General features: G+C 57.7%; 12 protein-coding genes and 1 pseudogene. 5 read left to right on the forward strand and 8 right to left on the reverse strand.

Translation table 11 applies throughout. The features are described from left to right. Position 1: 1 nt before the first annotated feature. Positions 2-1,135, reverse strand: coding sequence for a Gfo/Idh/MocA family protein (locus tag CVS29_RS13250; protein WP_110106882.1), 1,134 nt, complete (start codon positions 1,133-1,135; stop codon positions 2-4). Between the two features lie 252 nt (positions 1,136-1,387). Here CVS29_RS13250 and CVS29_RS13255 point away from each other — a divergent pair, with 252 nt between their 5' ends. Further along, entirely contained in the window at positions 1,388-2,476 is a 1,089-nt protein-coding gene (locus CVS29_RS13255; protein WP_110106801.1) for a LacI family DNA-binding transcriptional regulator, read from the forward strand. A 7-nt stretch (positions 2,477-2,483) separates the two neighbouring features. Further along, complete coding sequence (locus tag CVS29_RS13260) at positions 2,484-2,906, forward strand: pyridoxamine 5'-phosphate oxidase family protein (RefSeq protein WP_110106802.1); 423 nt, start codon at positions 2,484-2,486, stop codon at positions 2,904-2,906. A 7-nt stretch (positions 2,907-2,913) separates the two neighbouring features. On the opposite strand, the gene CVS29_RS13265 is transcribed toward CVS29_RS13260, so the two are convergent. Then, positions 2,914-5,103 (reverse strand): HNH endonuclease signature motif containing protein, encoded by a 2,190-nt coding sequence (locus CVS29_RS13265; protein WP_110106803.1) that lies wholly within the window; start codon positions 5,101-5,103, stop codon positions 2,914-2,916. 192 nt (positions 5,104-5,295) lie between these two features. Beyond that, complete coding sequence (locus CVS29_RS13270; RefSeq protein WP_110106804.1) at positions 5,296-5,841, reverse strand: AMIN-like domain-containing (lipo)protein; 546 nt, start codon at positions 5,839-5,841, stop codon at positions 5,296-5,298. A gap of 222 nt (positions 5,842-6,063) precedes the next feature. Here CVS29_RS13270 and cyoE point away from each other — a divergent pair, with 222 nt between their 5' ends. Together cyoE and CVS29_RS13280 are read left to right on the forward strand one after the other, a co-directional pair. Next, on the forward strand, positions 6,064-7,056 hold the full coding sequence (gene cyoE / locus CVS29_RS13275) for a heme o synthase (RefSeq protein ID WP_110106805.1): 993 nt from the start codon (positions 6,064-6,066) through the stop codon (positions 7,054-7,056). A 184-nt stretch (positions 7,057-7,240) separates the two neighbouring features. Then, positions 7,241-7,780, forward strand: coding sequence for a hypothetical protein (locus CVS29_RS13280; protein ID WP_146213054.1), 540 nt, complete (start codon positions 7,241-7,243; stop codon positions 7,778-7,780). Positions 7,781-7,790: 10 nt separating this feature from the next. Here the strand turns inward: CVS29_RS13280 and CVS29_RS13285 are convergent, their stop codons facing one another. Both CVS29_RS13285 and CVS29_RS19270 read right to left on the reverse strand, forming a co-directional pair. Beyond that, positions 7,791-8,219, reverse strand: a complete 429-nt coding sequence (locus tag CVS29_RS13285; protein ID WP_245932241.1) for a universal stress protein — start codon at positions 8,217-8,219, stop codon at positions 7,791-7,793. 1,303 nt (positions 8,220-9,522) lie between these two features. Further along, positions 9,523-9,741, reverse strand: a complete 219-nt coding sequence (locus CVS29_RS19270; protein ID WP_170120979.1) for a GNAT family N-acetyltransferase — start codon at positions 9,739-9,741, stop codon at positions 9,523-9,525. A 265-nt stretch (positions 9,742-10,006) separates the two neighbouring features. Here CVS29_RS19270 and CVS29_RS13295 point away from each other — a divergent pair. Beyond that, positions 10,007-10,198 (forward strand): annotated as a pseudogene (locus CVS29_RS13295) (IS1595 family transposase); the annotation flags it as partial. Between the two features lie 268 nt (positions 10,199-10,466). Here the strand turns inward: CVS29_RS13295 and CVS29_RS13300 are convergent. From CVS29_RS13300 to CVS29_RS13305, 3 genes are all read right to left on the reverse strand, one after another. Next, on the reverse strand, positions 10,467-10,928 hold the full coding sequence (locus CVS29_RS13300; protein ID WP_146213055.1) for a DUF7919 family protein: 462 nt from the start codon (positions 10,926-10,928) through the stop codon (positions 10,467-10,469). 21 nt (positions 10,929-10,949) lie between these two features. Beyond that, positions 10,950-11,288, reverse strand: a complete 339-nt coding sequence (locus tag CVS29_RS19275; protein WP_373366680.1) for a putative adhesin — start codon at positions 11,286-11,288, stop codon at positions 10,950-10,952. A 197-nt stretch (positions 11,289-11,485) separates the two neighbouring features. After that, positions 11,486-12,073, reverse strand: a complete 588-nt coding sequence (locus CVS29_RS13305) for a DinB family protein (protein WP_110106810.1) — start codon at positions 12,071-12,073, stop codon at positions 11,486-11,488. Positions 12,074-12,091: the final 18 nt, after the last annotated feature.

Here is a 12,091-nt window from a genome sequence, read left to right on the forward strand (position 1 = left end):
GTTAGAGCTCGATTTCCGGGATGTCCAGGGTGCGGCGCTCGGCGGAAGAGGCCAGGCCCAGTTCGGCCAGCTGCACGCCGCGGGCAGCGGAGAGCAGACCGAAGCGGTGTTCGCGGCCGGCCACAACATCGCGCAGGAACTCTTCCCACTGCAGCTTGAAGCCATTGTCCAGGTCTGCGTTCGCGGGGACTTCCTGCCACTGGCTGCGGAAGGATTCGGTCACGGGCAAATCCGGGTTCCAGACGGGCTTGGGTGTGTTGGCGCGCTGCTGGGAGACGCACTTGTTAAGGCCGGCGACGGCGGAGCCGTGGGTGCCGTCGATCTGGAATTCAACAAGCTCATCGCGGTAAACGCGTACGGCCCAGGAGGAGTTGATCTGGCCAATGACGGCGTCACCTTCCGGGGTTTCGAGCTCGAAGATGCCGTAGGCGGCGTCGTCCGCCGTTGCCTTGTATTCTTTGCCTGCCTCGTCCCAGCGAGCCGGGATGTGGGTTGCAGTCTTGGCGTTGACACTCTTGACCTTGCCGATGATGCCCTCAAGGACGTAGTTCCAGTGGCAGAACATGTCAGTGGTCATGCCGCCGCCATCTTCCTTGCGGTAGTTCCAGGAGGGGCGCTGTGCGGCCTGGTGGTCACCTTCGAACACCCAGTAGCCAAACTCTCCGCGGATCGAGAGGATGCGGCCGAAGAATCCCTCGTCAACAAGACGGCGCAGCTTGACCAGACCCGGTAGGTACAGCTTGTCATGCACAACGCCTGCTGTGATGCCGGCGTCCTTGCCGATGCGGGCCAGCTCGATGGCCTCTTCGAGGGTCTCCGCTGTGGGCTTCTCGGTGAAGATGTGTTTGCCATTGGCCATGGCCTTCTTCAAGGTGGCGGCGCGCAGGCTGGTCATGGAGGCGTCGAAGACGACGTCGACCGTGGGATCGGCGATGATCGCATCCAGATCGGTGGTCCAGTGCTCAACGTGGTGCAGTTCCGCCAGTTCGCGGACCTTCTCGGCGTTGCGGCCTACCAAGATGGGCTCAATGCCAACTTTGGTGCCATCTTCTAGCGTCAGCCCGGTTTCACGCAGGGGCAGGATGGAACGCAGCAGGTGTTGGCGGTAGCCCATGCGCCCGGTGATGCCGTTCATGGCAATGCGAATGACGCGCGGCTTGCCGCCGGCGACGTTGCTGGCTTCGTTGCCAACAGATGTGGACTGTGCAGTTGCCTGCTCGGTGGATGCTGTCAGAGTCATGTGAATCTCCCGGATGGTGTTGTTGGAGAGCCGGACTGCCCGGCGTGGCCTGATACTTGGAAAGCGCTTTCCATCTGCTGTTCAACATATCATTGGGGCAACCCGTTCACAAGACCAAACCGCGTCCTTCATGACAAGGAAAATGCTGTGCCCGTCAAACTCACTGAGGTTGCCCGCCTTGCAGGCGTCTCGCTAGCCACTGCATCACGCGTCTTGAATGGTTCCTCGCGAAACCCGGCCGCCGACATCACCGAGCGGGTCAGGGTTGCCGCCGAAGAGTTGGGGTACGTAGCCAATGCGCAGGCTCAGGCGCTGGCCCGCTCAACCACGGGCCTGGTGGGACTGGTGGTGCACGACATCGCCGATCCTTACTTTTCCGCGATTGCGCACGGCGTTCAGGAGGTTGCGCTGAAGTCGCGGCGCCAGGTGCTGCTGGCGGGGACAGATTTTGGCGGCGGTGACGGGGCCACTGACGGTTCCACTCACAGCGCCACTCACAGCGCCGAACTAGCGGCCGTGAATGCATTCATCTCTTACCGCACAGATGCCATCATTCTTGCCACGTCACGCTTCCTCGAAGAGGACCCTCTGCTGAGCCGGAATCTGGAGCGGTACATCAAAAATGGCGGCCGGGTTGTCACCTTGGGAGCCACATCCATCCCTCATGCCAAAGTGATTTCCATTGGCAACTTTGAAGGTGCCCGTGATCTGGTTGCTGCGCTGGTGGACCGGGGACTGGTGCGCTTTGCCATTCTGTCCGGACCCCATGACAGGAACACTGCGCGATCACGCGTGTCAGGTTTTCACCAGGCCTTGACTGAGCGTGAATTAACTCCCCTGGCCGTTGTGGAAGGCGAATTCTCGAGCCGCGGTGGGTTTAACGCCACCCTGGAATGCCTCGATACCTTGGAGATCGTTGCCGCAGGTACCTCCCTGGACTCACCCCTTTGCATCCTTGCCGCCAACGATGTCATGGCTCTCGGAGCAATGACTGCGCTGCGGTCCAGGGGACTAAGGATTCCCGAAGATGTACAGGTTGCAGGATTTGATGACATTCCCACCCTGCGGGACCACTTCCCAGGACTGAGCACCTACCGGCTGCCCCTTGAAGAAATAGGGCGGCTGGCGGCAACCCTGGCGCTAGAGGCGGAAACGCAGACCGGATCGACAGTCACAGGGACGGTAGTGCTGCGGGAAAGTGCTGGCACCACCGCCAGCTCGGCGAATGGTGCATAATCACAGTATGAACAGTGAAGAGCATCCGGGTCAGGTTATGGGCGAAGAGGAAGCCTGGCGCTTCCTCGAACACACACGCTTTGGGAGGTTGGCACTGAGCGTGGGAAACATGCCAGACATTTTTCCAATCAACTATCTGGCCCATGATGGGAAACTGTTGATGCGTACCAATCCCGGGACGAAGTTGGCGGAGCTAACCATCAATGATTCCGTGGCTTTTGAGATAGACGGACTTACCGAAAGTGAAGCCTGGAGTGTGGTACTCAAGGGCACTGCCCGGGTACTGGAATCGCAAACAGAGATTGACGCAGCCAGCGAACTGCCTCTTACTCCCTGGCTACAAACCTTGAAATACACCTTCGTGGAGATTCTCCCCCAAAGTGTCCGGGGATTCCGGTTCGCCCTAGGCACTGAGCCAGAACGGTACTAAAGGAGCTCTACGCTGCGTCAGCGAGGCCCAGAAGCTGCTGATCTTGAGCCCGTAGGATCGCCAAACGAGTCAGAATGGCGTCGTCTTCCTCGTCGTACGGCGTGGCCGCCGGAGGATCGGGCAGAGTATCGCCACCCCAGCAATCCTCGGTCAAACCAACACCGTCCCAGCTCTCGCTGTCCCCTACAACACCGTCCCAGGAATCGTTGCTTCTCTCCTGCCTCGCTGCGGCAGCTAACGGCTCGCCAGCTAAGATTCGCTGGCCAATTTGCCCACCACTGGGGTGCTGCCCTAGCGAGCCCTGGATAATCTTTTTCAACCATTTCGGATAGACCGGCGGTTGCTGTTCCGGGGGATCTGGCGGGCAGTAACGGCCTGAAGGCGATGTCCACGAGATGGTTCCGTTTTCTTCCACGCGGGGCGACCAGCCACGGAGCCGAAGGCTCTGACGCTCGGGTTCTGCAATGCAGCGCCGCCTACCATGCCTGTCTTTGTCATCTTTGAAGTGCTTAACCCGATGGTGGTGACCGCACAGGTGCTCTAAGTTGTTATAGATGGACCTGCCACCGCTTTCGAAGCTCTTAACATGGTCTACATCGCAATTAATAGCTTTGGCCATGCAGCCGGGGAACTGGCAGTAAACATCTCTAATCAGCAGCATGGTCCGCATGGCGCGGTCGATCCGATAACGGTCCGGATACCGATCGATGGGTCTATTAGTTAGGGGATCAACGAGGACTCTGAGGAAGCTGCCGGCCTCTACGGCCAAGCGTTTGGCGACTTCCATACTTATAGGTCCGGTTCCCTCCATCCATGCCGGCTCATTGGTCACGCCGAGTAAGGATAGCGCCGGAACTAGTAGGACAGGAGTGACTTGTGGCAGCGGTGGCCATACTTCACCACTGACGGTGCTTGCAATACTCAACTCTGGCAGCTGGGAATTGCAAAGCCATTCCGGGCGGTTGCGAGGATCCGGCTCGTGAAACAAGGGGTCGTAGTAGTTGGCATCTTCAAAGACTGGAACTTGCCACGGGTGGAGCAGGGCCCCACCGCGATCAGGGTCGGGGAAAAGCCCCTCCCCACATGCATCTGGCTCCGGCCGCAGCTGCCATGGAAGCAGATCGAGACTAGCGCCGGAATCACCGCCAGAAGCCGAGCCGTCCATTTGTCCCCAATGGCCACGGGTACTCTCAGTGTTTGTCACTACGGGGTTTGCAGGCACCGCGTTTGTGGTTCCGGCCTGTGATGAGGCTGGTAAATGGATGCCGTTCTCGTCCATACTCTGCCTCAGCAGCAAGGCGGCCGCCACGTCTGCGCGCAATTGCGAGAGCGTCCGGGCTTCATGATCGCCCCGGGCGGCTTGTGCCGTATAAGTGCACTGGTCCCAGATCCCCTCGATAGTAGGGGCTGGACCGTAAAGGCTAAACCAGGACATACCGTCAAATCCACGGTGGACACGCACATTCCGGTCAGCATAAGCACGCCTGGTCCGCGCCACGATGGTCTCGGGATAGCTGCGCTCTCGCAATCTGCGGGCGGTAGAGCGAAAGCTTGGCAGAGTTTTATTGCCGGCATGCTCCAACAGACGCTTCTCGAAAGAATCGATGGCTTCCTGCGGGATCTCGGCTTGGTGTAAAAGGCTGGTTTCCTCCGCAATGATGAGCGCAAAATCCCAGCCCAATTCCCCTGCTGAGAGCAGTTCCATGGAGGTGGGAAGTTTCCGCACTAACATCATTGACTTCTCGATCAACACTCCAGCGACACTCTCAGGGACATGCAAAATATTGGCCAACTCGGCGCTAATCTGGTCCAAGGCGCAGCCTTTCTGCCACCAATCGAGCGTCAAGAGCCCGCCTTCCAGCATGGCTGCAGATTCCAGGCGGTCCACCATGAGTGCTACCAGAGCTGCACATTGGTTCTGATGCCTCCGCAGAGCTGAAAGTGCTTCGCCACAGCCGTCTATCAGCGCCCGGACACTCTCAAGCTGCGATTGGGGCGCAGCAATTTCCGATGGGCCCTCATCAGGCTGCGCACTGTTGGTTCCGGGAATGGGCAGCGGCGGTAATCCCTGCATGGAGGAAATGAACCACGACAGCGGTTCAAGGGTGGGAAGAGCGAGCCCGTCAATGAGGTCCGCCGCACTGAGTGGGGTGGATGACGCGTCCCGATCCGCCGGGACTTCCCTCGAATTACCCATACCACAATTATAATATATAGATATGGCTAGATCAATGGATACCTGAATCTATACGTATATAATTACGATTATCTCGATAGGCAAAGCCGCCCCGAAGACCGAGCCGGCGGTCAGGAAAAAGGTGAGTGCCGCCGTCGTACTTGAAGAAGTACAACAGCGGCACTCGAGACTTCCAACAGCGGCGGCAGGTGCCTACCAGCGGTGCGCCACGTCAATAATGATGCGGGAGGTATTGCCTGGTCCGTTCAGAACAAACGCCGTGAAGGGGAGCCTGGCCCGGACTCCTAAGGCCAAGGTGGTGGTACCTTCAAAGCTGCCTGCTAGGGCTACCTGACGGAAGGTGGCATACCCGGCTGTATTGACCAGCTCGTTACGGTTGGCGGGAGTGTAACTAGCCGCGCCACTACTGGTGTAAGCGGGAGCTTTGACGGTTATTTTTAGATCGGCCGCGCCCCGCACGGGAACTGCCACGCCGCTGCCTGGCCGCACCACTTCAGTCACATATTCAACGGTGTAGCCATTGGCTTGGCCCTGGAGATCCACCACCAAGCGGTCAAAGCACGCGTGCTGACCTGCGCGAACGTTGGCTGCTGTGGCGTTAGAAGCGCTCCCTGCCGTCTTGGCGAGAGAGCCCCACGTAATGCCACAGTAGGGCGCCGCTTGTGCGGGCGCGGGTGCTATAAGGATAAATGCGGCCAGCAACCCCACAACTGCTAGCCAGGCTTTGATGTATTTCATGGGAAACACCCTTTCCGGAAGTGACAATATTTAGCTCATATATGAGTTATTTCACGGTAGATCTTTGTGGCGCTCCTCGCAGCAGTCCGGGCAGAAAGAACTCCCAACTGTTACAGCCTGCGTTCCAGAGCAGATAATCGTTACCTAGGTCTCCATAGCTGATGGTTTGTGACGAGCCGCGATACGCTGGTGAGAATCACCGTTCACTCTTGGAGTTGACCCATGGCCGTGCGCAGTTTTTCCGATCCGGGTCAGCCGGACCATCTAGACGTAAGCACCATTTTTGACGGTACGACGCACCTGGATGGTAAAGACAGCGCATTGGCTGCCCGTGCCACAGGATCATCATGGCGTGCTTCGGTACTGCGTTATTATTCGCTGACCAAACCGCGGGTGCTGTATGGAAATGTACTCACGGCGGCCGCCGGGTTCCTCTTTGCCAGTCCTGGCGCGCTGGACTGGTTCCTGTTCTTGGCAGTCTGCATCGGCACCACCTTGGTCATTGGCTCCGCCTGCGTTCTGAACAATGTTCTTGACCGCGATATTGATACGTTGATGGCCAGGACTAAAAAGCGGGCCACTGTCACGGGAGGTGTGGGGGCACGCAATGCTCTCATTTACTCCGCCCTTCTCGGTCTAGGCGGCATGGCCGTACTAGTGGCGTGGACCAACACATTAGTTGTGTTCGTGGGATTGGCCGGCTTTTTAGCTTATGTGGTGCTCTACGGCATGCTTTCCAAACGCCTGTCCATCCACGGCACCTTGGTGGGCAGCGTATCCGGGGCCGCACCCATTCTGGGCGGCTATGTTGGAGCCAGCAACGAGCTCGACGCCGGCGCAGCATTAGTCTTCCTCATACTATTTTTCTGGCAGCTGCCAGCGTTCTATTCGATCTCCATTTACCGGCAGCAGGAATATGCCCGAGCCAAGGTGCCTGTCATTTCAGTTGTTCGAGGTATTGCCAACACCAAGGTTCAGATCCTGGTGTACACAGCCGTTTTCGTGGCTGTTTCACTTCTCCCCCAGCTCTTTGGCTATACCGGCTGGTTTTACACAGCCCTGATGGCAGTCCTCGGAGCCGGGTGGCTCGTCCTGGCCGTTCGCGGGCTTCGCACCACGGATAACGATCGCTGGGCACGACTCATGTTCCGCTACTCACTGATCATGATGTTCGCTATTTCGGCGCTACTCACAGTTGGCCCGCGCCTGCCCTGAGCAAAAACTCTCCCCCGATGAGTCCTAGACCGGGGCCGGGCCTTGACCGTGAGTAAAAATCGGCTTCCAATTGAGGTAAGGGCTTATTTAATTTGGCCCTGTGCGTGCGTCCGGACGGGGCAGTCCGGCCAAGGTGCCGGGAGGTCGAGACAAAATGGTGTTCCTTGTTCTTGCAGTTCTAGTAGTGGCAACCACTGCAGCCACCGTATGGATGGCAGGCTCAGCAATCCGCCGCAAAGATGATCCCGACGCAACGTTTTGGTACACGTTCACGGGCCTGTGCATGGTGATGCCCATGATCTTGATCCCGGCGATGAAGACGCCTGCACTATCTGGTGCCTTGGTTCTGGTGGCGGCTGCCACGGCCGTTGGAACACATTTTTATGCCCGTCGGCACGCACGTCACACGGCCGCCAACAAGCGAGACTTCGCACTTATTTCAGCTCTTAATGAGACCTCGGCCTGGCATGAGTCACTGCTCGTCCAATGGAGCCGTTACGAATGGGACCCGGCGGCTGCCATTGATTTTCCGGATATGAGCGATGTTGGCGTTCCCGAAACAGCCGCCCTCATCAGAGCAGTGGCTGTTGCGGGACGGCTCTCTCCCGCACCGAGTAGTGAGCCTCTGACGGAGCAGCAGATAGGGCCATACCAGCAAGCCGTGGCCCAGCTTGCGGCTGCCTTGGAGAGGGCCGAAGCTGCGGCGCAGCACAGTTCCTACTGAACCTGGAGCATTACTGAACCACAAGTACGGGAACGGGCGATTGGTTGACCACTGCAGCGCTGACGGAACCTAGCAGCAAGCCCATGATGCCGCCATGGCCACGCCTTCCCACAACGAGCATGCGCGCACCTTCTGCAACGGCGGCGAGCCCACTGGCCGCCGGTCCCTTGATGAGTCGGGCTGAGACAGAGTCGGGTACGTTCTCACCAAAGGCCTGGAAGAGCGCGTCGCGCAGAACCTTTTGCGCACCTTCCTCAAAATTCCCAATGCCCAATGCCGCGTAGCTGGCGTGTTTGGTGGGCATTTCCCAGACCGCTACAGCGTCCACTGCGCCACCTAGCTCTGCTGCCAACCGAGCACCTTCTTTGAGTGCGCGGACGGAGGCTGGCGAACCGTCAACACCAACAACAATACGGACCTCTGGCGTAGCTTCAGACACGAACTGCTCCTTACGGTTGCGGGCGATTCCCGATATTCCTATTCTCCCGTAGAAAGCCATAATGACGTAGTTGGCCTGTTTTTGGGCTCGCCGCAGAAATCGGATAAATCCTACGCTAAGTGAAAATTGAGCCGCTCTTTCCCGGGAGTCGTCGCGGCTGCAGTAGATCATCCTGTGGAGGTCACCCGGAGTGACAGTGAATCTCTGGTGCTCATCTCAGGTAGTGCAGACCGAGCGCGTACTGCCCTGCTGGAGCTGGCAGCTCAGCTTGTTGCGGTCTCAACGAGCACCACCGGAACTCTCATCAGGCGCTTGATCGGCCGTTCACGGCGGATGCTGGCACTGAGTACGGCTGATCAGCAAACCTGCGCCAACGATGTCCTGTCCGCGGCACGCGGTTCGTCCACCTGCGGGACACCTAGGTGTTTTTTAGTTGAGTCGTGCTTTTGTCTCAAGTTGTTGATTCCCGTTCGCGTTTCGTCGGCCTTCGCTTGCGGGTGCGTGGCCCTATGGTTCCAGACTCCACATCCTCGCGGACCCGATATGAAGAAGGTCCCGAAGGTGTCGCTCTGCGGCGGCGGAGTAATGAATTTCAACGGTTCAACGCGGATTAAAATGAGTGATCGCAATGGCAAACCCGACCCTATTGTCCTCTTGGTCGCGCCAGATGCCAGGTGCGGGGTTTTGCATCCTCGTACCGGGCTATTTTCGGTCACTTCGTCTTGCGTTGAATACCAGGCGGCGAATCGAGTAAACCAATCAGGTTCCCAGTCACCGTTGAGGACAACCCGAACAAGTACCATAGCGGCAAAAGTCCGGACTGCCACACGGGTGTGTGAGAGTCGCTCTACTAACTGCGCCTCCAACGCACCCAGCTGTACTTTCGAGAGATTAGCAGAATCGAGTGTTTCGCTGAGCTTGCCCAATGATCAATCGTCCCTAACTGCAGGGTCAGGAGAGCTTAGATCGTTGCGTTCGAATCAAAGAAGCGGTTTTGATTCCCGAGAAACCTTCGTTGGACAGCTTCGAACCATCAACAGCGGCAGCAAGATCGGTGGCGTTGTCCGCCGGAGGAACGGTTTACGGGACGCTTTCAGGTGAGCAATGATTTGGAATCGATTCCGTCGATCGTGGATCGTCTACTAGCGCTTCTTCTGCTTGCCCGTGGCGCGGGATGTTCTACTCGATCGCGCCGGGCCATGGAGTGGGCTTCGATCGATCATCGGTGCTTAACACACCCGCTAATGCTAGGTCGTAGATGGTGCCCAGACGAACAACGGCGCCCCGCCTGTGCCCCTCCCAACTAAAACCGACTTTCTGCGCAACACGCGCGGAAGATCCATTGATCGAGATGGATTCCCACACTATACGGCTGAGGCCGAGACCGTCGGGGGGAAGCAGCGAAGCCGACCGCGACAACGCGCGCGGCCGCTTCCGTCATGACTCCCTGCGCCCGAACGAGCGGGTCGATCCAGTACCCGAGTTCTGCGGCGCCGTCCTGGACGTTGGAAAGCGAAACCACGCCGAGTAGCTGCGGGGGTCCTTCAAGTAAATGCCCCAAACCAGAGAACTACCGGTGGACCAGCCGGCGGGAATGACACTGCTGACGAACTGGGTGGCACTCTCGAGACGATAGGGGTGTGGAACGGTGGTGAGGGAGGCGATGTCTGCGTCTTGGCAGATAGTGAAGATGCGATTGATGTCCGCCTCTGTCGGGCATCGAAGTATTTGACGCGCCGTCTCGAGCTCCACACATTCCATCCGAGAACGTTATCAAACCAGTGACACTGACCTCGTGTGTCCGTAAGCCGGTCCTTGAGGGCACCTATCAAGGCAGCGTGCAGCCCGAGCATCTCCAGGCGTACTTGGACGAGTTCGTGTTCCGTTTCAACCGACGCAACTTCCACACGAGGGGCTAGCTGTTCTTCCGACTACTCGAATCAGCAGTTGCCGGCTTAGCCGCCCCCTACACAAGCGTGGCCGTCATCCACCGAAAGCCGAAGGATGTCCGCATCCTGCCACCGGCGCCCCATCCACTACCGTGCACACTCGCCGGAACACCGCTCGAAAGATCCTGGCGAACCCCACAGGCCGCATAATCACGGCAGTTACATGGATAGCCAATTCCCTAATTTTGCGTAATCCGATAGTCACCGCCAGAACGAGCGCAACCAGCGCGGCGAGGATCGCTGAGGCTGACCCGGCTCTTCGCTCGTTTCCTTGGAGCGTTTCATGCAACGCTCGCATTTACACGGGAAAAGATTCCAAGAGATCAGTTGGTGGACGGTAGTTATGTTCGCTGATGTAATGCAAAACAAGAGTGGGGGCCAGCCACACTCGTTGCTGACGATCGGTAACTTTCAAGCAAGCTGAACCCAGCTGAAGCTGGCCGCCGTGGAACGTCCGGTAGGATATGGGACCAAAACTGCCTGAAGAAGCTGAACAATACTGGCACATATGAAAGCCCCTCGTGACGAAGACAGGATCCATTGCAGCCACTTCAAGAGCCTGGACAAAGGTTTCTGGAAAGAGCCCGGCCGTGTATTCAGATCCTGGTTCAAGCCAGCCAAAGGCGATCCATTGACCAAAGGTGGCTGGAATACCGGAGAGTCCAACAAGTTCTTGATGTTTACTAGGACGCTTCACACGCCCCAACCTCCCTTTAACTTGCGGCTCACCTACCGTTGTTCCATCAGCGATATAGGGCAAAACTACTCCATTCATCAGTTGCTATGGGCTTGGGCTTGCAACATTTCGACAAGGAGCCCAGCCGGAACTTCTACCATTTTTAACGAGCTCGGATAGGCGTGTTGGAGTCTCAACTGTTACCGGGCTACCCACGATTTTCAGCCCTGCTGGCGGATACAGCAGGTAGTCAGGGACGATATCGCCGGGCCGGGCAACTTCTGCGGCGCGTTGTGTAAACGGCCAGCGAGGAGATAATTCGATTTTATTTCCAAGAGAATCAAAAATTGACTCATTATGAGGTCCATAAAAACGAATCTTGGTTCCAGCTGGAACTGTCACTGTACTCAGGTCACCAGCGAGAATTCCACCGTACCCAGACAATACCTGTGGATTTTTCCCAGCCAGCGCTGCGATCCCATGACCGGCCGAGTTCCCTGCCCCACCGGTGAATAATCGGGGTCTGAGGATGAGTGGTACGGAAATTCACGCTAAGTGGGTTATGTCCGGGTCGGATCATCCTTGATGTGAACATGCCACGCTCGTAACGGGACCCTTCACCGGGATGGCTGATGCTTTGGCTATGCTCTGTCGGCTAGCTCTTTCATCCGCAGACGCTGCTCTTTCCACTGATCGGGCGTGAGGTCTGGAATGTTCGGCGCGGATGGGCGCAATCCGATGAAGCCGTCTAACTGCTCGCGCACGATATCCAAATGTCCGGCATGACGGTGAGACTCGGCGATCATGTGCACCAGGAGGCGTTCCACCGTAGTGTGCCGATGCTTCATCCACCACGGCACAACGGCCGGGGAATCCAGTTCCAATTCGTCGAGTACTGCATCGGCTGCGGTGGTTGTCTCCCGATAGATCTTAACCACATCGACAAGCGTCATATTAGGCGGAGGGAGGAAGTCTGCCTGAGCGTCCTCGGCTTCGATGACGCCCCGGATAACGGGGTCCTCAATTTCCCGTCCAAGACATGCAATGAAATATTCGGATTCGGTGACGGCCAGATGGAGCAGCAGGCCCATGACATGGGTGCCGGTTGGAGTCAAGGCAGTACGTGCTTGGGCATCACTCAAGCCCTCACATTTCCACAAGATCGCTTCGCGGGCATCGTTCAGAAATTCACGAAGCTGCGTCCCGCTGGCATTTTTATCAATTGGCATGAACTGAGTCTAATATTG

Source organism: Arthrobacter psychrochitiniphilus, from assembly GCF_003185915.1.
Taxonomy (GTDB): domain Bacteria; phylum Actinomycetota; class Actinomycetes; order Actinomycetales; family Micrococcaceae; genus Specibacter; species Specibacter psychrochitiniphilus.

Excerpts from the sequence above, each read along its gene's own strand:
- CVS29_RS13265 (WP_110106803.1), bottom strand. The coding sequence starts at position 5,103 with ATGGGTAATTCGAGGGAAGTCCCGGCGGATCGGGACGCGTCATCCACC.
- CVS29_RS13305 (WP_110106810.1), bottom strand. The coding sequence starts at position 12,073 with ATGCCAATTGATAAAAATGCCAGCGGGACGCAGCTTCGTGAATTTCTG.
- cyoE (WP_110106805.1), top strand. The coding sequence starts at position 6,064 with ATGGCCGTGCGCAGTTTTTCCGATCCGGGTCAGCCGGACCATCTAGAC.
- CVS29_RS13270 (WP_110106804.1), bottom strand. The coding sequence starts at position 5,841 with ATGAAATACATCAAAGCCTGGCTAGCAGTTGTGGGGTTGCTGGCCGCA.
- CVS29_RS13260 (WP_110106802.1), top strand. The coding sequence starts at position 2,484 with ATGAACAGTGAAGAGCATCCGGGTCAGGTTATGGGCGAAGAGGAAGCC.
- CVS29_RS13250 (WP_110106882.1), bottom strand. The coding sequence starts at position 1,135 with ATGAACGGCATCACCGGGCGCATGGGCTACCGCCAACACCTGCTGCGT.